Source organism: Oceanimonas marisflavi (assembly GCF_003049725.1).
Taxonomy (GTDB): domain Bacteria; phylum Pseudomonadota; class Gammaproteobacteria; order Enterobacterales; family Aeromonadaceae; genus Oceanimonas; species Oceanimonas marisflavi.
Genome location: NZ_QAGM01000002.1, coordinates 131,187 through 151,752 on the forward strand (window position 1 = coordinate 131,187; position 20,566 = coordinate 151,752).

Annotated in this window: 19 protein-coding genes; 6 read left to right on the top strand and 13 right to left on the bottom strand. The window is 61.2% G+C overall.

Going from position 1 to position 20,566, the window contains the following annotated elements:
- Window positions 1-6 precede the first annotated feature (6 nt).
- The 4 genes from DA373_RS02220 to mutS all read left to right on the top strand — a co-directional run bounded on the left by DA373_RS02220 (window position 7) and on the right by mutS (window position 5,840).
- Window positions 7-1,017 carry a dipeptidase gene (locus DA373_RS02220; protein WP_107850724.1) on the top strand — a complete coding sequence of 337 codons (1,011 nt, stop codon included), beginning with the start codon at window positions 7-9 and terminating at the stop codon, window positions 1,015-1,017.
- Window positions 1,018-1,072: 55 nt separating this feature from the next.
- The gene (locus tag DA373_RS02225; protein ID WP_107850725.1) at window positions 1,073-2,635 is read left to right on the top strand and encodes a BCCT family transporter; all 1,563 of its coding nucleotides are present in this window, start codon (window positions 1,073-1,075) and stop codon (window positions 2,633-2,635) included.
- Between the two features lie 93 nt (window positions 2,636-2,728).
- Window positions 2,729-3,103 (top strand): RidA family protein, encoded by a 375-nt coding sequence (locus DA373_RS02230; protein WP_107850726.1) that lies wholly within the window; start codon window positions 2,729-2,731, stop codon window positions 3,101-3,103.
- Window positions 3,104-3,269: 166 nt separating this feature from the next.
- The gene (mutS, locus tag DA373_RS02235) at window positions 3,270-5,840 is read left to right on the top strand and encodes a DNA mismatch repair protein MutS (protein ID WP_107850817.1); all 2,571 of its coding nucleotides are present in this window, start codon (window positions 3,270-3,272) and stop codon (window positions 5,838-5,840) included.
- Between the two features lie 202 nt (window positions 5,841-6,042).
- Here the strand turns inward: mutS and rpoS are convergent, their stop codons facing one another.
- From rpoS to pyrG, 11 genes are all read right to left on the bottom strand, one after another.
- On the bottom strand, window positions 6,043-7,017 hold the full coding sequence (rpoS, locus tag DA373_RS02240; RefSeq protein WP_107850727.1) for an RNA polymerase sigma factor RpoS: 975 nt from the start codon (window positions 7,015-7,017) through the stop codon (window positions 6,043-6,045).
- A gap of 42 nt (window positions 7,018-7,059) precedes the next feature.
- A complete protein-coding gene (locus DA373_RS02245) occupies window positions 7,060-7,839 on the bottom strand; it encodes a peptidoglycan DD-metalloendopeptidase family protein (RefSeq protein ID WP_232821168.1) in 780 nt (259 codons plus the stop codon).
- 203 nt (window positions 7,840-8,042) lie between these two features.
- Complete coding sequence (locus DA373_RS02250; protein WP_107850729.1) at window positions 8,043-8,624, bottom strand: YqaA family protein; 582 nt, start codon at window positions 8,622-8,624, stop codon at window positions 8,043-8,045.
- The gene (locus tag DA373_RS02255; RefSeq protein WP_269801403.1) at window positions 8,621-9,250 is read right to left on the bottom strand and encodes a protein-L-isoaspartate(D-aspartate) O-methyltransferase; all 630 of its coding nucleotides are present in this window, start codon (window positions 9,248-9,250) and stop codon (window positions 8,621-8,623) included. Before DA373_RS02255 ends, DA373_RS02250 begins: the two co-directional genes overlap by 4 nt.
- 4 nt (window positions 9,251-9,254) lie before the next feature.
- Complete coding sequence (surE, locus tag DA373_RS02260) at window positions 9,255-10,001, bottom strand: 5'/3'-nucleotidase SurE (protein WP_107850731.1); 747 nt, start codon at window positions 9,999-10,001, stop codon at window positions 9,255-9,257.
- On the bottom strand, window positions 9,982-11,025 hold the full coding sequence (gene truD, locus DA373_RS02265; RefSeq protein ID WP_107850732.1) for a tRNA pseudouridine(13) synthase TruD: 1,044 nt from the start codon (window positions 11,023-11,025) through the stop codon (window positions 9,982-9,984). Before truD ends, surE begins: the two co-directional genes overlap by 20 nt.
- Window positions 11,022-11,498, bottom strand: coding sequence for a 2-C-methyl-D-erythritol 2,4-cyclodiphosphate synthase (ispF, locus tag DA373_RS02270; RefSeq protein WP_107850733.1), 477 nt, complete (start codon window positions 11,496-11,498; stop codon window positions 11,022-11,024). Before ispF ends, truD begins: the two co-directional genes overlap by 4 nt.
- Window positions 11,495-12,187 (bottom strand): 2-C-methyl-D-erythritol 4-phosphate cytidylyltransferase, encoded by a 693-nt coding sequence (gene ispD / locus DA373_RS02275; RefSeq protein ID WP_107850734.1) that lies wholly within the window; start codon window positions 12,185-12,187, stop codon window positions 11,495-11,497. Before ispD ends, ispF begins: the two co-directional genes overlap by 4 nt.
- Window positions 12,184-12,474: a cell division protein FtsB gene (ftsB, locus tag DA373_RS02280; protein WP_107850735.1), complete on the bottom strand. Its 291-nt coding sequence runs from the start codon at window positions 12,472-12,474 to the stop codon at window positions 12,184-12,186. The genes ispD and ftsB overlap by 4 nt, the downstream gene beginning before the upstream one ends.
- A gap of 276 nt (window positions 12,475-12,750) precedes the next feature.
- Window positions 12,751-14,046, bottom strand: a complete 1,296-nt coding sequence (gene eno, locus DA373_RS02285) for a phosphopyruvate hydratase (protein ID WP_107850736.1) — start codon at window positions 14,044-14,046, stop codon at window positions 12,751-12,753.
- Window positions 14,047-14,133: 87 nt separating this feature from the next.
- Window positions 14,134-15,771, bottom strand: a complete 1,638-nt coding sequence (gene pyrG, locus DA373_RS02290) for a glutamine hydrolyzing CTP synthase (RefSeq protein ID WP_107850737.1) — start codon at window positions 15,769-15,771, stop codon at window positions 14,134-14,136.
- Window positions 15,772-16,073: 302 nt separating this feature from the next.
- Here pyrG and tenA point away from each other — a divergent pair, with 302 nt between their 5' ends.
- Window positions 16,074-16,742 carry a thiaminase II gene (gene tenA, locus DA373_RS02295; RefSeq protein ID WP_107850738.1) on the top strand — a complete coding sequence of 223 codons (669 nt, stop codon included), beginning with the start codon at window positions 16,074-16,076 and terminating at the stop codon, window positions 16,740-16,742.
- Window positions 16,743-16,925: 183 nt separating this feature from the next.
- On the opposite strand, the gene DA373_RS02305 is transcribed toward tenA, so the two are convergent.
- Both DA373_RS02305 and DA373_RS02310 read right to left on the bottom strand, forming a co-directional pair.
- Window positions 16,926-17,855, bottom strand: a complete 930-nt coding sequence (locus DA373_RS02305; RefSeq protein WP_107850739.1) for an electron transfer flavoprotein subunit alpha/FixB family protein — start codon at window positions 17,853-17,855, stop codon at window positions 16,926-16,928.
- Window positions 17,852-18,604, bottom strand: coding sequence for an electron transfer flavoprotein subunit beta/FixA family protein (locus DA373_RS02310; RefSeq protein ID WP_107850740.1), 753 nt, complete (start codon window positions 18,602-18,604; stop codon window positions 17,852-17,854). Before DA373_RS02310 ends, DA373_RS02305 begins: the two co-directional genes overlap by 4 nt.
- A gap of 130 nt (window positions 18,605-18,734) precedes the next feature.
- On the opposite strand from DA373_RS02310, the gene DA373_RS02315 reads away from it, so the two are divergent.
- Window positions 18,735-20,378 (top strand): electron transfer flavoprotein-ubiquinone oxidoreductase, encoded by a 1,644-nt coding sequence (locus DA373_RS02315; RefSeq protein WP_107850741.1) that lies wholly within the window; start codon window positions 18,735-18,737, stop codon window positions 20,376-20,378.
- The last annotated feature ends 188 nt before the right edge of the window (window positions 20,379-20,566 follow it).

Consider the following 20,566-nt stretch of genomic DNA (forward strand, 5'->3'; position numbering starts at 1 on the left):
GGGATCATGAGCAGAGACTTGCATAACGAAATGATCGTGATCGACGGACTGCAGTATTCCAACTGGAGCCGGGAGATCTTCGAACAGCTGCGCGAAGGCGGCGTGACCATGGTGCATGCCACCATCGTCTATCACGAGCAGATCCGTGAAACCCTGATGCGCATTGCCGAATGGAATCGTCAGTTCGAACAGCACGGCGACCTAATCATGCCGGTGCGCAGCACCGATGACATTCGCCGCGCCAAGGCCGAGGGCAAGGTCGGCATCATGTTCGGTGCACAGAACTGCTCGCCCATCGAGGACGACATCGGCATGGTGGAGGTGATGCGGGATCTGAACCTGATGATCATGCAGCTGACCTACAACAACCAGAGCCTGCTGGCCTGTGGTTGCTATGAGGCAGAAGACAGCGGCGTGACCCGCTTCGGCCGCCAGGTGATTCGGGAAATGAACCGGGTAGGCATGGTGGTGGACATGAGCCACAGCGCCGAGCGCAGCACCCTTGAAGCCATCGAGATCTCGGAGCGCCCCATCGTGATCTCCCACGCCAACCCGCTGAGTTTTCACGCCGCCAAGCGCAACAAGTCGGATACCGTGCTGCGGGCACTGGCCGAGTCCGGTGGCCTGCTGGGTTTCAGTGCCTATCCGTTCCACCTGAAAAACGGCCCGGACTGCACCCTGGAAGACTACTGCGACATGATCGCCCGCACCGCCGACCTGATGGGGGTAGAGCGACTGGGCATCGGCACCGATCTGTGCCAGAACCAGCCGCTGTCGGTACTGGAATGGATGCGCAACGGTCGCTGGTCCAAAACCATGGATTACGGTGAAGGCTCCAAGTCCAATGCCGACTGGCCCCGCCCGCTGTCCTGGTTCCGCGACAGCCGCGACTTCCCCAACCTGACCCGGGGGCTGCTGGCCCGGGGCTTTGGCAAGGACGACGTGGCCAAAATCATGGGCCTGAACTGGCTCAACTTTCTGGACGAGGCCCTGCAGCCGCAGGCCACTGCTCGATAAGGATCATGGGGAGCCCCGGCTCCCCTTCGCATGATGTACCGCTATGGAGGCGAACATGAGCAATTCAACCGAGGCAACCCTGGCCATGGATAAGGATATCAACGGCAAGCCCACCCTTCTTTCCAGTCTCGATTTACCGGTGTTTGCAATCAGTGGCGGCGCTCTGCTGCTGTTTGTGGCCGCCGCCCTGTACGACATCGAGCTGGTCTCACAGCTGGTTAACAGCGCCTTTGCCACCTCAACCCGGCTGTTCGGTGCCTACTGGCAGGTGCTGCTGCTGATGACCTTTTTGATCGGTCTGGTCATGGCCATCGGCCGCGGAGGCCGGGTTCGCCTTGGCAACCTGAGCAAACCCGAGATGTCCACCTTTCAGTGGATGTCGATCATCATGTGCACCCTGCTCGCCGGCGGCGGTGTATTCTGGGCCGCCGCCGAGCCCATGGCCCACTTTATGTCGCCGCCGCCGCTCTATGCCGGTGAAACCGACAAAATGAACATGGCCATCAATGCCATGGCCCAGAGCTTTATGCACTGGGGCTTTCTGGCCTGGGCCATTCTCGGCAGCCTGACCGGCGTGGTATTTATGCACCTGCACTACGACAAGGGCCTGCCGCTGAAACCCCGCACCCTGCTGTATCCGGTGTTTGGCGACAGAGTGATGAAAGGCTGGCTGGGCGCCCTGGTGGATGCCAGCTGTGTACTGGCGGTGGTGGCCGGCACCGTGGGCCCTATCGGCTTTCTCGGTCTGCAGGTCAGCTTTGGCCTGGAAAAACTGTTCGGCATTCCCGATGTCTACAGCACCCAGGTCGCCATTCTGATCGGTCTTATCGCCATCTATACCCTGTCGGCAGTGAGCGGTGTGACCCGCGGTATTCAGATCCTGAGCAACACCAATGTGGTGCTGGCCGCCTTCCTGATGCTGTTCATCTTTCTGTTCGGACCCACCGCCTTTATCGTCGACACCTTCCTGCACGCCTTTGGCCTCTACCTGGACAACTTTATTCCCATGGCCACCTTCCGCGCCGATCCGGCCTGGCTGGACTGGTGGACGGTGTTTTTCTGGGGCTGGTTCCTGGGCTACGGCCCCCTGATGGCGATGTTTGTGGCACGCATTTCCCGCGGCCGCACGGTGCGCCAGGTGATCATGCTGATCTCCATCATAGCGCCGGTGATCACCTGCTTCTGGTTCACCATCATGGGCGGCAGCGGCCTGGCTTTTGAGCTGGCTACCCCCGGCAGCGTGTCCGAGCCCTTTACCGGCTTCAACCTGCCCGCCGCCCTGCTGGCCATCACCGAACAACTGCCCATGGGCTTTGTGATTTCGGTGCTGTTTCTGGTGCTGACCACCATTTTCGTAGCCACCACAGGTGACTCCATGACCTATGCGGTTTCCATGGTGATGACCGGCACAGACCACCCTCACGCCAGCGTACGGGTGTTCTGGGGCATCATGATGGGGGTGGTGGCCGCCATTCTGATCTCCATCGGCTCCGGCGGCATCAGCGCCCTGCAGTCCTTTATTGTGGTCACCGCCGTGCCGGTCTCCCTGGTGCTGCTGCCCACCCTGTGGACGGCACCGCAAATCATTAAACGAATGGCAGCTGAACAAGGGCTTTAAGCCGTCATGGCACGCGCCCGGTTATATCGCTGGGCACTACTTTTGAGCGGCGGCAGCCGCTCTTTTTTTCACTGTTCAATCAAGGAAACACTTATGAAAACCGCCGTCAAAACCAACCTTTTTGCTTCCAAGGCACCGCTGGAATGGGCCGTGATGGCCAACGGCCAGTTCTATACCGCCCAGATCCCCATCGATGCCGACGGCCAGGTGGTGGAAGGTGGCATTGAAGCCCAGGCCCGCCAGACCATGGACAACTTCAGGCACACGGTGGAAGCCGCCGGCCTGACCATGGCCGACGTGACCCAGGTGCTGATCTACGTGACCGCCCGGGAGCAGCTGCCGGTGTTCAACAAGGTCTATGCCGAGTACTTTGAGGCCCCCTACCCCAACCGCGCCGCCATGATCGTGGCCGGCCTGGCCCGGGAAGAAATGCTCTGCGAAATCGTGGCTTACGCGGCAAAGCCCTGAGGCCTGCCGCACAGACATAATGCATTAATCCCCCGCGGCCTGTGATTTTACGCAGGCCGCAGCTCCCCTTCTCTTCCCGCTTATCCCTTGCCTCCGGATACTGGTATCATGCTGCCGGTTTTGTTACGTCACGCTTTCAATCACGACAAAAGGCATCGAGTTGATTATGAGTCAGGAAAATTCCCCGCATACGCCCATGATGCAGCAATATCTGGCCCTGAAGGCCCAGCATCCGGACATACTGCTGTTTTACCGCATGGGGGATTTTTACGAGCTGTTCTACGACGACGCCAAAAAGGCATCACGGTTGCTGGACATCTCCCTGACCAAGCGCGGCAAGTCGGCAGGCACCGCCATTCCCATGGCCGGGGTGCCCTATCATGCGGCGGAAAACTACCTGGCGCGGCTGGTGCAGATGGGCGAGTCGGTGGCCATCTGCGAGCAGATTGGCGACCCGGCCACCAGCAAGGGGCCGGTAGAACGCCAGGTGGTGCGCATCGTCACCCCCGGCACCCTGTCCGACGAGGCCCTGCTCAATGAACGCCAGGACAACTGCCTGGCGGCTGTGTATCACGACGGCGAACGTTTTGGTTACGGCATTCTGGATGTGAGCACAGGCCGCTTTGTGATCAACCAGTTCGAGCAGGAAGAAACCCTCACCGCCGAGCTGCAGCGCACCCAGCCTGCCGAGCTGCTGTATCCGGAAGGTTTTGAATGGTTTGCGCTTATCGAGCAGCGCAAGGGGCTGCGTCGCCGGCCGGAATGGGAGTTCGATCTGGGCACCGCCCGCCATCTGCTGTGCCAGCAGTTCGGCACCCGGGATCTGGTGGGCTTTGGCGTCGAGCAGTCCACCACTGCCCTGTGTGCCGCCGGCTGCCTGCTGCAGTATGTAAAGGATACCCAGCGTACCGCCCTGCCCCATATCAACAGTGTGCGGCTGGAGCGCCGCCAGGACATGGTGATCATGGACGCCGCCACCCGCCGCAATCTGGAGCTGACCCTGAATCTCTCGGGCACGGTGGAAAATACCCTGGCCGAGGTGCTGGACGGCACCGCCACCCCCATGGGCAGCCGGCTGCTCAAGCGCTGGATCCACCAGCCCAGCCGCAACAGGGAGGAACTGGCACAGCGCCAGGACATTATCGCCACCCTGATGGAGAACGGCCGTCATGAAGAACTGCATCCACTGCTGCGTCAGGTGGGTGATGTGGAACGGGTGCTGGCGCGGCTGGCGCTGCGTTCGGCCCGGCCCCGGGATCTGAGCCGGCTGCGCGCCGCGCTGCAGGCCCAGCCGGATATTCAGGCAGTGCTGGCCGAGGCTGAGGCCGAGTGCCTGCAGCCGCTTTCCACACAAATCAGCGAGTTTCCCGAGCTGGCGGAACTGCTGGAAGTGGCGGTGGTGGACACTCCCCCCGTGGTGATCCGCGATGGTGGCGTGATCCGCGATGGCTACAACGCCGAACTGGACGAGCTGCGCGAGCTGGCCGCCGGCGCTCACCGTTATCTGGAAGAGCTTGAAGCCCGGGAGCGGGCCAGCACCGGCATCAGTACCCTGAAGGTGGCCTACAACAAGGTGCACGGCTTTTATATCGACGTCAGCCGGGCCAATTCCCACCTGGTGCCCACCCACTATGTGCGCCGCCAGACCCTGAAGAACAACGAGCGCTATATTATTCCCGAGCTGAAGGAATACGAGGACAAGGTGCTCAACGCCCAGAGCAAGGGGCTGGCGCTGGAAAAGCGTCTGTACGAACAGCTGCTCGACCGGCTGCTGGAGCATCTGGCGCCGCTGCAGCACAGCGCCGCCGCCCTGGCCCGGCTGGACGTACTCGCCAATCTGGCAGAGCGGGCCGAAAGCCTGAATTACTGCCGGCCCGAGCTCACCGACGACGAGGTGATCGACATTGAGGAAGGCCGCCACCCGGTGGTGGAGCAGGTGATGACGGACCCCTTTATCGCCAACCCCTTGTCGCTGTCAAATGAGCGCAAAATGCTGGTTATCACCGGCCCCAACATGGGCGGCAAGTCCACCTATATGCGGCAGACGGCGCTGATCGTGCTGCTGGCCTATATGGGCTCCTTCGTACCGGCCCAATCGGCCCGCATCGGCCGGGTGGACCGCATCTTTACCCGTATCGGCGCTTCCGATGATCTGGCTTCGGGCCGCTCCACCTTTATGGTGGAAATGACCGAAACCGCCAATATCCTCAATAACGCCAGCCGTCACAGCCTGGTGCTGATGGATGAAATCGGCCGGGGCACCAGCACCTACGACGGCCTGGCCCTGGCCTGGGCCTGCGCCGACGCCCTGGCCAACCGGCTGCACGCCTATACCCTGTTTGCCACCCACTATTTTGAGCTCACCGGGCTGGCAGCGCTGTGGCCGGCGGTGGCCAATGTGCATCTGGACGCGGTGGAGCACGGCGACACCATCGCCTTTATGCATGCGGTACAGGAAGGGGCCGCCAGCCGCTCCTACGGCCTGCAGGTGGCGGCGCTGGCGGGGGTGCCCAGACCGGTGCTGACCCTGGCCCGGCAAAAACTGGCCGAGCTGGAGAGCGGCCGGGAAGTGAGCACACCTGCGCCCGCCGCCGAGCCCCAGGGCTCGCTGCCGCTGTTTGACGAGCCGGTGAATCCGGCGCTGGAGTTGCTGGACGAGCTGAACCCGGACGACCTCACCCCCCGCCAGGCGCTGGAGCAGTTGTACCGGTTGAAACAAGCCAGAAAAGACAGCTGAAAAAACAGCTGGAAGCTGGAAGTAAAAACCCCGGCAGAACAAGAGGTTCTGCCGGGGTTTACTGCTTTGTTGGGATTCGCTACGCTCATCGCCAACCTACTACTGCCTTTCAGTGCCTGCCGAAGTCACAAGCACGGTCGATGGCTTTCAAGCCCCACCACTTACAGCTGACGGCTGACGGCTTCCAGCTCCCCGAAGGGGTTTATTCACTGTGAAACAGGGTATCGATATTGAGGCCCTGCTGGGTGAGGATCTCCTTCAGCCGGCGCAGGGCTTCCACCTGGATCTGGCGGACCCGCTCCCGGGTGAGACCGATTTCCCGGCCTACGTCTTCCAGGGTGGAGGCTTCGTAACCCAGCAGGCCGAAACGGCGCGCCAGCACTTCCCGCTGCTTGGGATTGAGCTCCTCCAGCCAGCGCACCAGGCTGATATTCATGTCGTCGTCCTGAGTTTCGAGCTCCGGATCCTTGTCGTTCTCGTCGGCCAGCACGTCCAGCAGTGCCTTGTCGCCATCCCCGCCAATGGGCGTGTCAACCGAGCTGATCTTTTCGTTCAGCTTGAGCATGCGCGACACGTCTTCCACCGGCTTGTCGAGAGCCTCGGCAATTTCGTCGGCGGTGGGCTCGTGATCCAGCCGGTGGGCCAGCTCCCGGGCGGTGCGCAGATAGACGTTAAGCTCTTTTACCACATGAATGGGCAGCCGAATGGTACGGGTCTGGTTCATGATGGCCCGCTCTATGGTCTGGCGAATCCACCAGGTGGCGTAGGTGGAAAAACGAAAGCCCCGTTCGGGGTCGAACTTCTCCACAGCGCGAATAAGCCCCAGGTTGCCTTCCTCGATCAGATCAAGCAGGGCCAGGCCCCGGTTGTTGTAACGGCGGGATATTTTGACCACCAGCCGCAGATTGGACTCTATCATCCGTTTGCGGGCGGCGAGATCGCCACGCAGGGCGCGACGGGCGTAGTGAACTTCTTCTTCGGCGGTGAGCAAGGGCGAATAACCAATCTCACCCAGGTAAAGCTGGGTCACATCCAGGCTGCGCTGAGTTGGGGTGTTCAGCACTTCTTCCGCCTGCTCTTCCTGTTTTACTTCAGCTTCAACCTCTGCGCTGTCCAGCTCAGAATCCTTGTCAAAGCCTGTTTCTGCGTCCTGATTCCTGTTTTTTTTCTGGCTCATGGCAGCTCTCCCTAAAACCGGGTACTACCCGACTCCCGGTGACTATCGCTTTGGCAGATACTTTCTCGGATCAACCGATTTGCCCTGATGCCGGATTTCAAAATGTAGCCGGACATCAGCAGCATCACTGCTTCCCATATCCGCTATGTGCTGGCCCGCCCGCACTGAGTCCTGCTCCTTGACCCGCAGCACTTCGTTATGGGCATAGGCCGACAAGTAATCATCGTTATGCTTGATGATGATCAGGTTGCCATAACCACGTAGCGCATTCCCTGCGTAAACTACCTTTCCTGCAGCAGCAGCCTTGACAGCCTGCCCCCTGCTGCCGCGTATGTCGATGCCCTTGTTGCCGGTTTCAGACAGTGAAAACTCCGAAATTACCGGCCCTGTTACCGGCCATTGCCAGGCAATGGCCGCATTGACAGACGCGCTTTTTTGTACTTCAGACCCAGCGTATGCTTTTCCTTTAACCGGTGCAACAGCTCTGGACGATTTTGCAGCAGCCGCACCGGAAAGGGCCGGAGCCGGCTTCGCCCTGGGTTCACTCTTGGCGACAGTTGCGGCAGAGGCGGAAGCCGGAGGAGCGGCAATATGCAGGGCCAGCTTTTGCCCTACATAAATGCGATAAGGCGGGCGCAGGCCGTTCAGACTGGCCAGATCCGCCACCGAGTGATGAGTCCGGTGTGCAATATCGCTCAGGGTGTCTCCACGGCGTACCTGATAGACGCCCAGCTTGCGCCCGGGCACATCCAGTTTCAGTGTCTGGCCGGGATAGATATTGTAAGGCGGAAGAATACCGTTATGACGGGCCAGGGTGGCCACGTCGGTGCCCACCTGCCAGGCAATGGAATAAAGGGTGTCGCCACGGGCCACCACATAGTGGCGGCCGTTGGCTTCAATATGCCCCTGGGCATGGAGCCCGACTCCCCGCACGGGAGCCGGCCGGGGTGCGGAGCAGGCCGAGAGCAGCAACGTCAGCGTAATGCCAACCGTCACCGCTTCAACAAACTGTCTCCGGCACACCATCAGTTTCTCAGCAGCAGATAGGCGGCCACGGCCGCGGCCACACACAGCCAGCCCAGCAGGTCAATGTAACGAATGAGCTTGCGTTCCATTTTTACGCCGCCCCACACCATCAGCCCGGACACCAGGAAGAAGCGCAGGCCGCGGCCCACCAGGGAGATCAGCAAAAACGGCATAAAGGCCATTTGCAGCAGGCCGGCGGTAACGGTAAACACCTTGTAGGGAATGGGGGTAAAGCTGGCGATAAAGATCACCCAGACGCCCCACTCATCAAACCAGTATCGGGCCACCTCAATTTTGTCCTGATACCCCATGGCGTGAATAAAGGGCTCCACCAGTGGCTCCCACATGGCGTAGCCCAGCAGGTAGCCAAAGGCTGCACCCAGCACCGAAAACACCGTGGCCAGAGCGGCATAGCGCCAGGCTCGTTCCGGCTTGGCCAGGGCCATGGGGGCCAGCATCACATCCACCGGCACCGGCCAGAAAATGGACTCCACAAAACTGTTCATGGACAAATAAACCGGTGCGTGGCGGTGCACCGCCCACATCATCACCAGCCGGTATAAACGGGAAAACAGCTTCACTCGAGATCACCCTGAATCAAAGGAACAAAACGCACCGCTTCAAGCTCGGTTCGTACAAAATTATCGCCCTGACGCCGGTACAGCCACAGGGTCTGGTGCATTCCGCCCACCGGAACCACCATGCGGCCGCCATCGGCCAGCTGCTCCAGCAGCGCCGTGGGCACCGAGCTGGCCGCCGCCGTCACCATAATGGCATCGAAAGGAGCCTTGCTGGCCCAGCCCTGCCAGCCATCACCGTGCTTGGTGGACACATTGTGCAGATCCAGCCGCTGCAGCCGGCGCCGGGCCTGGTATTGCAGCGACTTGATGCGCTCTATGGTGTAAACCTGCTCCACCAGCTGAGCCAGCACCGCGGTCTGAAAGCCGGATCCGGTGCCGATTTCCAGCACCCGGCGCGGCGCCGGGCCCTGCAGCAGCGCCTCGGTCATGCGCGCTACGATATAGGGCTGGGAGATGGTCTGGCCAAAACCAATGGGCAGGGCGCTGTTATCCCAGGCCTTGTGGGCCATGGCTTCATCCACAAATTCATCGCGCGGCAACCCGGTAATGGCACTCAATACCCGTTCATTACGAATACCCTGCTGTTTCAGCAGGCGATAAAGCTGCTCTCCCGCTAACGTGCGCACGCTTTTACTCCACATCCTTGATCCAGCGGGACAGGGCCGCCATCTGATCATGTGCCGTGAGATCTATGGTCAACGGCGTAATGGACACAAAGCCCCGCTCCACCGCATCAAAGTCAGTGCCCTCGCCCGCGTCCTGAATGGCGCCGGGAGGACCAATCCAGTAAATGGCCCGGCCCCGGGGATCGAACTCTTTCAGCACCGCCTCGGAACGATGACGGTTACCCAGACGGGTCACCTTGATACCCTGAATATCGGACAGGGGCAAGTCGGGCACGTTCACGTTCAGGATCTGGTTGGAGTACAGCGGTGCACGCAACAGGCCCTGTACCAGCATGCAAGCAAAATGAGCGGCGGTTTCAAAATGACGATCACCGCACAGGGACATGGCCAGAGACGGCAACCCCAGGTGCCGGCCTTCGGTGGCCGCTGCCACCGTGCCCGAGTAGAGCACGTCGTCACCCAGATTGGCGCCGTGGTTGATGCCGGCCACCACCAGATCCGGATCCGGCTCCAGCAGGTGGTTCACCGCCCAGTGCACACAGTCGGTAGGCGTCCCCTTGACCGAATAAAAGCCGGAGTCGTCCAGCTTGTCGACCCGCAGCGGCACTTCCAGCGTCAGCGAATGGCTGGCGCCGCTGCGGTTGCGATCCGGCGCCACCGTGACCACTTCGGCAAATTCCGACAGCGCCCGGCTCAGGGTCCGAATACCGAGGGCATTAACGCCGTCGTCGTTACTCACCAGTATTTTCATGGCTCTCCTTTTCCTTGATGATTTCACGGACCAGGCTGGTGGCATAACTGCCTGCCGGCAGCCAGAAAGACAGCTTAAGACTGTCCCCACTCCGCTGCCAGCTCAGCTGTTCCGGTTTCAATAACAGAGCGCGCCGCTCCTGCTTGAGGCCGTTGGCTTCCAGGCCCTGCTGCAGGTCCTGCATATCGGCCAGGGCCGTCTGCTCCAGCTCCGCCGCTTCACCTTCGGCCGGTAACCGACCCCGGCCCCACAGAGGCGCACTCAGGCGAATATCGCCCTCGGCAAAGCGGGCCTGCATGGTCTCATCGAGAGGGTTGTCCTCGTTCAGGGTAAAAAACGACTGGCTGCCCGCCAGCATGACGCAGTCGCCGTCCAGCAACTCCTCGCCCTTGCCCTGCGCCAGCCGGTGGCTGACCGCCAGGTTGAACAGGTAACTGCGGGCCGCAGACAGGTACATCGACCGCTTGTTGCGATCCTTGATGCGCTTGCCGCCAAACATGGCTTTGGCCTGCTCGATATTGCCGCCCTGATGACCAAAACGCTGGTCGCCGAAATAGTTGGGCACGCCCCGATCACCAATGACCGCCAGCCGGCTCTCGAGGTCACCCTCGCCTTCCAGCTCGCTCAGGGTCAGCTCGAACCAGTTGCCTTTCAGTGCCCCGGTTTTCAGCTTTTTGTTGTGCCGGGCAATGGCGAGGATCTGCACATCGTCGCTTTCCAGTGGTGAAAAGTCGGGCATCTCCTTGCCCGGCAGGTGCACGCCAAACCACTGCTCGGTCACCGCATGGCGGTCCTTGAGGCCGGCCCAGGTCACGTCGCGCTGGGCCACGCCCGCCAGCCGCGCCAGATCCCGCGCCACCCACTGGGTGTTCTGGCCGCGCTTGCGAATATGCAGAAAGATGTGCTCGCCCTCGCCACCCGGGGCAAACCCCAGATCCTCACGCACCACAAAGTGTTCCGGGGCGGCCTTGAGCCGGCCGCCGACGGTGGGCTCGCCATGGAGATAATGCCAGTTGTTGTTCATGCTTTTACCAGTAACACCACGGCTTCTGCCGCCATGCCCTCTTTACGGCCGACAAAGCCGAGTTTTTCGGTGGTGGTCGCCTTGACGTTGACCTGGGAAAGGTTGGCCTGCAGATCCTGGGCAATATTGGCCGCCATGGCGTCCACAAAGGGGGCCAGCTTCGGCGCCTGGGCCATGACGGTGATATCGGCGTTGCCGAGTACATAACCGGCAGCCCGCACCTTGGCAAATACGTCCCGCAACAGAATGCGGCTGTCGATGCCCGCATAAGCGGCGTCGGTGTCGGGAAAGTGCCGGCCGATATCGCCGGCGCCAATGGCGCCCAGCAGCGCATCGCTCAGGGCATGCAACACCACGTCGCCGTCGGAATGGGCCAGCAGCCCCTGCTCATACGGCACTGCCACTCCGGCCAGAATACAGGGGCCATCCCCGCCAAATTTATGCACGTCAAAACCGTGCCCGATTCGCATCATTGGTTATTCTCTTTCAGCTGCTGCAGAAAAAAGCCGGCCAGCGCCAGATCTTCCGGCCGGGTGATCTTGATATTGTCGGCCCGGCCTTCCACCAGCAAGGGATGAAAGCCGGCCAGCTCCATGGCCGAGGCCTCGTCGGTCACGCTCTGCCCCGCCGCCAGGGCAGCGGACAGGGCCCGACGCAGAGCCTGCGTTTCAAAACACTGGGGCGTGAGCGCGTGCCAGAGTTCGTCCCGTGGCACACTTTCATGAATGGCGCCTCGGCCATCACCCCGTTTCATGGTATCCCGCACCCGGCAGGCCAGAATGGCGCCCTGCGGCTGTGCAGCCGCCGTCAGCAGAGCATCGAGATCGCTCATGGCCAGACAGGGCCGGGCGGCATCGTGCACCAGCACTCGCTCGCTGGTGACAAACTCCAGGGCATTCAGCACGGAATCGGCCCGCTCCCGGCCGCCTTCCACCCGCAGCACTCGCTCATCGTGAACCAGCGGCAAGGAAGCAAACCATTCATCTTCACGGCTCACGGCCACCACTACCCGGGCAATGGCGCTGTGGGCCAGCAGGCGTCCGACCGTGTGTTCAAGCACGGTTTTGCCCGCCAGCTTCAGATACTGCTTGGGCACGGCGCTGCCCATACGCTTGCCGACACCGGCAGCCGGCACCACGGCGGTAAAAGTTAAGCTTGTCATTGTGGTAGTTTGTCTTCCGGAAGCAACAGACGGTAAAAAGTCTCACCAGGCTTGATCATGCCCAAATCATTACGCGCCAGCTCTTCCACCGCCGCCAGCCCCTGGTTGAGATCCTCGATCTCCCGGTACAAGAGGGCATTACGCTCCACCAGCCGTTCGTTGTCGGCGAGCTGGCGCTCCACATTGGCGGCCGCTTCATGATATTCGGCCAGACCGTTTTTGCCCCGCCACAGGTGGTATTGCAGGGTGGCCAGCAAGGCCAGCAGTATCAGCGTCAGGGTGCGCATTTATCCTCCGGAACAAGGCAGCTAGTTTCCCATATTCGCCGGCCGAACAAAAGAAACCCCGCACGGGGCGGGGTTTCAAACTTTACACACTCGTCATGTCCGCGAAGGCGGATATCCAGAGCATGGAGCACTGACGTTGGCACCGGTTTGATGCTGCAGCAGGCGGTTGTTAAGCGTTGGGATTCGCTTCGCTCATCGCCAACCTACGCGACTTTTCCGGTCCAAAAATAAAAGCCCCGCTCGGGAGCGGAGCTTTCATTCAGCTCAGGGCAGGCATTACGCCTGGCCTTTTACCTCGGACAGGCCGTTGAACGGGGCCTTGTCGCCCAGCTCTTCCTCGATGCGGATCAGCTGGTTGTACTTGGCGATACGGTCGGAGCGGCTCATGGAGCCGGTCTTGATCTGACCGGCGCAGGTGCCCACGGCCAGATCGGCAATGGTGGCGTCTTCGGTCTCGCCGGAGCGGTGAGAGATAACGGCGGTGTAACCGGCGTCCTTGGCCATCTTGATGGCGTTCAGGGTTTCGGTCAGGGAGCCGATCTGGTTGAACTTGATCAGAATGGAGTTGGCAATGTTCTTCTCGATGCCTTCCTTCAGGATCCTGGTGTTGGTCACGAACAGATCGTCACCCACCAGCTGTACCTTGTCGCCCAGAATCTTGGTCTGGTAGGCGAAGCCGTCCCAGTCGGACTCGTCCTGACCGTCTTCGATGGAAACGATCGGATACTGGTCGCACAGCTCGGCCAGGTAGTCGGAGAACTGCTCGGAGGTGAACACCTTGCCCTCGCCCTTCATGTTGTACTTGCCGTCTTCATAAAACTCGGAAGAGGCACAGTCCAGAGCCAGGGTCACGTCCTTGCCCAGGGTGTAGCCGGCTTTTTCCACGGCTTCCTTGATGGCGGCCAGAGCGGCGGCGTTGGACTCCAGGTTGGGGGCGAAACCACCTTCGTCACCCACGGCGGTAGACAGGCCCTTGGCCTTCAGTACCTTGGCCAGGTTGTGGAACACCTCGGCGCCGATGCGCAGGGCTTCCTTGATGTTTTTGGCGCCCACCGGCTGGATCATGAACTCCTGAATGTCGACGTTGTTGTCGGCGTGCTCACCACCGTTGATGATGTTCATCATCGGCAGCGGCATGGAGTACTGGCCCGGGGTGCCGTTCAGCTCGGCAATCCAGGCGTACAGGGGCTGGCCCTTGGCGGCGGCAGCGGCCTTGGCATTGGCCAGAGACACGGCCAGAATGGCGTTGGCACCCAGGGTAGCCTTGTTGTCGGTACCGTCCAGATCGATCATGATCTGGTCGATTTCGGCCTGCTGGGTAGCGTCCTTGCCTACCAGAGCGGCGGCGATGCGGTCGTTGATGTTGGCCACGGCGGTCTGTACGCCCTTGCCCAGGAAGCGGGACTTGTCGCCGTCACGCAGTTCCAGTGCCTCGCGGGAGCCGGTAGACGCACCGGACGGCGCAGCGGCACGGCCCATGAAACCGCCTTCCAGGTAAACGTCGGCTTCCACGGTGGGGTTGCCGCGGGAGTCGATGATCTCACGACCGATCACTTTAACGATCTTAGCCATTCTCAGTTTCCTCTTGAGTTGAACGTAAAACCTAACTAACGCACTAAAAAAGACGGCCGACCCCAAAGGGTCAGCCGCTGATACTGGTTACTCCAGCTCTCCCTGCTGGTGCTGGCCGGCTGCTTTCACGAAACCGGCAAACAGGCCGTGGCCGTCGCGGGGGGTGGAGGTGAATTCGGGGTGGAACTGGGCCGCCACGAACCAGGGGTGATCCGGGTTTTCGATGATCTCCACCAGTTTCTTGTCGGCGGAGCGACCGGTCACCTTAAGACCCGCCGCCTCAATCTTGGGCAGCAGGCGGTTGTTCACTTCGTAGCGATGGCGGTGACGCTCGTAGATGGTGTCGGAGCCGTACATCGCATGCACCTTGGAGCCCGGCTCCAGGTGACACAACTGGGCGCCCAGGCGCATGGTGCCGCCCAGATCGGACTCTTCATCACGCACTTCGACGTTGCCTTCTTCGTCCACCCACTCGGTGATCAGGCCCACTACCGGATAGGGGCTCTTGGGATCAAACTCGCTGGAATGAGCGCCTTCCAGGCCGGCCACGTTACGGGCGTATTCGATCAGCGCCACCTGCATACCGAGGCAGATGCCCAGATAAGGCACACGGTTTTCCCGGGCATAGCGGGCGGCCATGATCTTGCCTTCCACACCGCGCTCGCCGAAGCCGCCGGGCACCAGAATGGCGTCCAGGCCTTCCAGCAGGGCCACGCCCTTGCTCTCCAGATCCTGGGAGTCGATGTACTTGATGTTGACGGTGAGACGGTTTTTCAGACCACCGTGCTTGAGCGCCTCGTTGACCGACTTGTAGGCATCGGGCAGCTCAATGTATTTACCCACCATGCCGATGGTTACTTCGCCCACCGGGTTGGCTTCTTCGTAGATCACCTGTTCCCATTCGGACAGATCGGCGGCCGGACAGCTCAGGCCAAAGCGCTTGACCACCAGCTCGTCCAGGCCCTGAGACTTGAGCAGGGCCGGAATCTTGTAGATGGAGTCCACGTCCTTCAGGGAGATAACGGCCTTGTCGGACACGTTGCAGAACAGGGCAATCTTGCCGCGCTCAACGGCCGGAATGACCCGATCGGAGCGGCAGATAAGAATGTCGGGCTGAATGCCGATGGACAGCAGCTCTTTCACCGAGTGCTGGGTCGGCTTGGTTTTCACCTCGCCGGCGGCGGCCATGTAGGGCACCAGGGTCAGGTGCATAAACAGGGTGTTTTCCCGGCCCACTTCCACCGCCAGCTGGCGAATGGCTTCCAGGAACGGCAGCGACTCGATGTCGCCCACGGTGCCGCCGATTTCGACGATGGCCACCTGATGGCCTTCGGCACCGGCGATCACCCGATCCTTGATGGCGTTGGTAATGTGCGGAATCACCTGAATGGTGGCACCCAGATAGTCGCCGCGTCGTTCCTTGCGCAGCACATCCGCGTATACACGGCCGGAGGTGAAGTTGTTACGGCGAGTCATCTTGGTACGGATGAAACGCTCGTAATGGCCCAGGTCCAGGTCGGTTTCGGCGCCGTCGTCGGTCACGAAGACTTCACCGTGCTGGGTGGGGCTCATGGTGCCCGGATCCACGTTGATATAGGGATCCAGCTTCATGATGGTCACGTTAAGACCGCGGGCTTCGAGGATGGCGGCCAATGAGGCGGCTGCAATGCCTTTGCCCAGGGAGGAGACCACCCCGCCAGTAACAAAAATATATTTAGTCGTCATGCTGAACCTGAAAAGCTTGGGAACGAATGAAATGTGGAATTCAAGACGGGGTCACATTATACGCAAGAAGGCCGATTACGACAATGAAACAATAGCGCTCCCAACCCACCCGGCTGTCATGGCCCGCCAGCGGTGAGTCATCGTCATTCGTTCCATTAATGGCGATGACTATACTCTTTACCGTAGTTTTATTACAACAGAATAACATTTACCGGCTTGTCATTGCCGTCGTTTTGGTCAGAATGGCGGCAGCCGGCCACTGCTGCACCGGCATCCACAACTCTCACCAATAAGGACATGAAATGAGTTTTACTTTCAATGATTTGAAAAGCAGTTGTGAGAACAACTGGCGCGCCTACCTGGAGCACGACTTTGTGCGCCAGCTGGGGCAAGGCACACTGGCGCCGGAGGCCTTTCGTCATTATCTGAAGCAGGATTACCTGTTTCTGATTCAGTTTGGCCGTGCCTTTGCCCTGGCCGCCTACAAGAGCCCGACTCTTGGCGATCTGCGCCATGCCAAGGCCGGCCTGGACGCCATTATCGATCTGGAGCTGGGCCTGCATATTGACTATTGCAACCAGTGGGGTATCAGCGAGCAGGATCTGGCCGAGTTGCCGGAAGCCCGCGCCACCCTGGCCTATACCCGCTATGTGCTGGACACCGGCAACCGGGGCGATCTGCTGGATCTGCACGTGGCCCTGGCGCCCTGCCTGGTGGGCTATGCCGAAATCGCCCGCTGGCTGGTGGAGCAGCCCGCCACCGTGCGCGGCGAAGCCAATCCTTATGAGGCCTGGATCGCCATGTATGAAAGCGCCGAGTTTCAGGCCGCCGCCCAGGCCGAAATCGCCTGGCTGAACGAACGCCTGGCGGAAGTCTCCCCGTCCCGCTTCAGGCAGCTGTGCCGCATTTTCGACGACGCCACCCGGCTGGAAATCGACTTCTGGGGCATGGGCCTCGAGCAGAGAATGTGAGTGTCAGGGACTCGGGACTCGGGACTCGGGACTCGGGACTCGGGACTCGGGACTCGGGACTCGGGACTCGGGAAATGGTAGGCCCGGGTTTATCCCGGGCAAATCAGACCCCATGTGAGCATATTTGCCGCGCATAAAGCGCGGCCTACCAATCCCTATTCCCCAATCCCCAGTCCCCGCCCTTCAAAGCTTTTCAATCAGCTCCGGCAGCACCTCGAACAGGTCCGCCACCAGGCCGTAGTCGGCCATCTCAAAGATGGGGGCGTCTTCGTCCTTGTTGATGGCCACGATAATTTTGGCATCCTTGATGCCGGCAAGGTGCTGAATGGCGCCGGAAATGCCCACGGCAATATACAGCTCCGGCGCCACGATTTTGCCGGTCTGCCCCACCTGCTGATCATTGTCGGCCAGGCCCGCGTCCACCGCCGCCCGGCTGGCGCCCACCGCCGCGCCCAGCTTGTCGGCCAGCTGCTCCAGCAGCGCAAACTGCTCCTTGCTGCCCAGGCCGCGGCCGCCGGACACCACCACCCGGGCCGAGGTCAGCTCGGGTCGTTCACTGGCGCTCAGTTCGTCACCCACAAAGCGACTGCTGTTATCCACCGCCACCGCCGCCACGGTTTCCACCGGCGCCGGTTCACCGCCTTCGGCCACGGGGTCAAAGGCGGTGGGACGAACGGTCAGCAGGGTAACCGGGTCCAGTGACTGTACCCGGGCCAGGGCGTTGCCGGCGTAAATAGGACGCACAAAGGTATCTTCACTTTCCACCTCCACCACGTCCGCCACCATCCCCACCCCCAGCAGGGCGGCGGCCCGGGGCAACACATCCTTGCCAAAGGTGGTGGCCGGCGCCAGCACATGGCGGTATTGCGTAGCCAGGCGCGACACCAGGGCCGCACAGGGCTCGGCCAGCTGATGCTGATAGAGGGCATCATCGGCCAGCAGCACTCTGCCCACCCCATCCAGCCGGCAGCCCTGCTCGCTCACGGCGGCGCAGCCATGGCCCATCACCAGCAGGTGCACCTCGGTATTCAACTCCCTCGCCGCCCCCAGCACCTTGCGGGTATTGGCGCTCAGCTGGGCGTTATCGTGTTCGGCTACCACCAGTATGCTCATGGGATCACCTTGGCTTCATTCTTGAGTTTGTTCACCAGCTCGGCCACGTCGGCCACCCGTATCCCGGCCTTGCGTGCCGGCGGCTCGCTCACCCCCAGCAGGCGCACATGCTGCTCGGGGGTGACGCCCAACTCATCGGGAGTCAGGGTCTTCAGCGGCTTTTGTTTCGCCTTCATGATATTGGGCAGAGAGGCAAAACGCGGCTCGTTCAGGCGCAAATCCGTGGTGATCACTGCCGGCGGCACAAGACTTTGTGTGCGCAGGCCACCGTCCACTTCCCGGGTTACCCTCAGCTCGTCGCCGTCCCGCTCAATGGCCGAGGCAAAGGTAGCCTGGGGCCAGCCGTTAAGGGCCGCCAGCATCTGTCCAGCCTGGTTATGGTCGGTGTCGATGGACTGCTTGCCCATCAGCACCAGATCGGGGTTTTCCCGCTCGCACAGGGCCGCCAGCAAGCGGGCCACGGTCAGCGGCTCGGCCGATCCGGTGGTTTCCACCAGAATGGCGCTGTCGGCACCCAGGGCCAGCGCCGCACGCAGCTGCTCGCTGGCCTCGGCGGGGCCGACTGATACCGCCACTATTTCGGACACCCAGCCTTTTTCCTTCATGCGCACCGCCTCTTCCACCGCGATTTCGCAAAAGGGATTGGCCGCCATCTTGACGTTGTTCAGATCCACGTCACTGCCGTCGGCACGCACGCGAACCCGCACGTGATAGTCGATCACCCGTTTCACCGTCACCAGTACTTTCATGGCCACTCCCGGAATTGATGAATTCGACTTAATACTAGACGATTTGACCGCCCTGCCACGGGCCGTCTTGGTTTGTTAAATACCGCCGCCAATACAATACTTTAGCCATGGCAGAAGAAGGAGACAGGGCATGACACGGGAGTCAATGGAGTTTGATGTAGTCATCGTCGGGGCCGGCCCGGCGGGGCTGTCGGCGGCCTGCAGCCTGATGCAGCAGGCACAGCAGAACGGCCTTGAGCTGAATGTGTGCGTGGTGGAAAAGGGCGCCGAGGTGGGCGCCCATATTCTCTCCGGCGCCCTGCTCGACACTCAAGCCCTGAACGAGCTGTTTCCCGGCTGGCGGAAACTGGGCGCGCCGGTCACCACACCGGTCACTCGGGAGCATTTCTATATGCTGAGCAGCGATCAGGGGGGCATGGAACTGCCCGCCTTTATGACACCGGCGTCACTGCATAACAAGGGCAGTTATATCGTCAGTCTGGGAAAACTGTGCCGGTGGCTGGCACAGCAGGCAGAAAACCTGGGCGTGGCGGTGTTTCCCGGCTTTGCCGCAGCTGAAGCCCTGTTCGACAAACAGGGTGCCGTGTGCGGCGTACTCACCGGCGACATGGGCCTGTCGGCGAATGGCACGCCCAAAGCCGGCCATGTGCCGGGCATGGAGCTGCGTGCCCGCTACACCCTGTTTGCCGAGGGCAGCCGGGGCCACATTGGCAAAAGCCTGATCGACCGCTTTGCTCTGGACAAAGGACGGGATCCCCAGCATTACGCCATCGGTTTCAAGGAGTTGTGGCGGCTTACACCCGAGCGGCACCACCCCGGCCTGGTGGTGCACGGTGGCGGCTGGCCCCTTGGACAGAACGGCGGTGGTTTTTTTCTCTATCATGGTGACGATGGCCTGGCGTCGCTGGGGATGATCGTCGATCTCAACTATCAGAATCCGCATCTGGATCCGTTCCGTGAATGTCAGCGGCTCAAGCACCATCCGTTGCTGGCCCGCCACCTGTGGGACGGCAAGCGCCTGGCCTGGGGCGCCCGGGCGCTGACCAAGGGCGGGCTCAACTCCCTGCCGCAAATGACCCTGCCCGGCGCCCTGCTGCTAGGCTGCGATGCCGGCACATTAAACGGCGCGCGCATCAAGGGCATTCACACCGCCATGAAGTCGGGCCTGCTGGCCGCCGAGGCACTGGTGCCGGCACTGGCGGCGGGTCGCAGCGGCGACCGGCTGACTGAATTTGAAACACTGATGGAAGAAAGCTGGCTGCAGGAAGAACTACAACGCGCCCGGCATTTTGTGCCCACATTGCACAAGTTCGGCCCCTGGGCCGGAGGGGCGCTGAACTGGCTGAGTCAGACCCTGCTGGGAGGCCGGTTGCCCTTTGCCCCTCGTGACCATACTCCGGATCACGCCGCCCTGAAGCCGGCAGCGGACTGCACCCCCATCACCTACCCCAGAGCCGACGGCGTGCTGGCCTTTGATCGCATGTCGTCGGTGCACCTGGCCAGCACCGGCCACGATGAGGATCAGCCCTGCCACCTGCGCCTTACCGATCCGGCCCTGCCGCTGCGCGACAACCTGCCCCTTTATGATGAGCCGGCCCAGCGCTACTGCCCCGCCGGCGTCTACGAGGTGGTGGAAGAAGACGGCCGACGGGTATTCCGCATTAACGCCGCCAACTGTGTGCACTGCAAAACCTGTGATATCAAGGATCCGGCCCAGAACATTACCTGGGTGCCACCGGAAGGGGGCAGCGGACCCAATTACTCGGGCATGTAATGAAAAAAAACCCTGAAGGCAGTGTTCCCTTGCGAGGGAGCAATGCGTTCAGGGGCAGGGCAGTGATTATTGATTATGTTGTTTTCTGGCTCTGTTAACGCGAGGGCACGTTCCGTTGCTGTGCGTTGCAAAAAACAATACGCCTTTAACCTGCCGGCAACAAGATAGACTTTAGTGTTACCCATGTG

Excerpts from the sequence above, each read along its gene's own strand:
- DA373_RS02305 (WP_107850739.1), bottom strand. The coding sequence starts at position 17,855 with ATGAGCATACTGGTGGTAGCCGAACACGATAACGCCCAGCTGAGCGCC.
- DA373_RS02220 (WP_107850724.1), top strand. The coding sequence starts at position 7 with ATGAGCAGAGACTTGCATAACGAAATGATCGTGATCGACGGACTGCAG.
- mutS (WP_107850817.1), top strand. The coding sequence starts at position 3,270 with ATGAGTCAGGAAAATTCCCCGCATACGCCCATGATGCAGCAATATCTG.
- ispD (WP_107850734.1), bottom strand. The coding sequence starts at position 12,187 with ATGACAAGCTTAACTTTTACCGCCGTGGTGCCGGCTGCCGGTGTCGGC.
- DA373_RS02225 (WP_107850725.1), top strand. The coding sequence starts at position 1,073 with ATGAGCAATTCAACCGAGGCAACCCTGGCCATGGATAAGGATATCAAC.
- surE (WP_107850731.1), bottom strand. The coding sequence starts at position 10,001 with ATGAAAATACTGGTGAGTAACGACGACGGCGTTAATGCCCTCGGTATT.
- tenA (WP_107850738.1), top strand. The coding sequence starts at position 16,074 with ATGAGTTTTACTTTCAATGATTTGAAAAGCAGTTGTGAGAACAACTGG.
- DA373_RS02315 (WP_107850741.1), top strand. The coding sequence starts at position 18,735 with ATGACACGGGAGTCAATGGAGTTTGATGTAGTCATCGTCGGGGCCGGC.
- pyrG (WP_107850737.1), bottom strand. The coding sequence starts at position 15,771 with ATGACGACTAAATATATTTTTGTTACTGGCGGGGTGGTCTCCTCCCTG.
- ftsB (WP_107850735.1), bottom strand. The coding sequence starts at position 12,474 with ATGCGCACCCTGACGCTGATACTGCTGGCCTTGCTGGCCACCCTGCAA.
- ispF (WP_107850733.1), bottom strand. The coding sequence starts at position 11,498 with ATGATGCGAATCGGGCACGGTTTTGACGTGCATAAATTTGGCGGGGAT.
- DA373_RS02310 (WP_107850740.1), bottom strand. The coding sequence starts at position 18,604 with ATGAAAGTACTGGTGACGGTGAAACGGGTGATCGACTATCACGTGCGG.
- rpoS (WP_107850727.1), bottom strand. The coding sequence starts at position 7,017 with ATGAGCCAGAAAAAAAACAGGAATCAGGACGCAGAAACAGGCTTTGAC.
- truD (WP_107850732.1), bottom strand. The coding sequence starts at position 11,025 with ATGAACAACAACTGGCATTATCTCCATGGCGAGCCCACCGTCGGCGGC.
- eno (WP_107850736.1), bottom strand. The coding sequence starts at position 14,046 with ATGGCTAAGATCGTTAAAGTGATCGGTCGTGAGATCATCGACTCCCGC.
- DA373_RS02230 (WP_107850726.1), top strand. The coding sequence starts at position 2,729 with ATGAAAACCGCCGTCAAAACCAACCTTTTTGCTTCCAAGGCACCGCTG.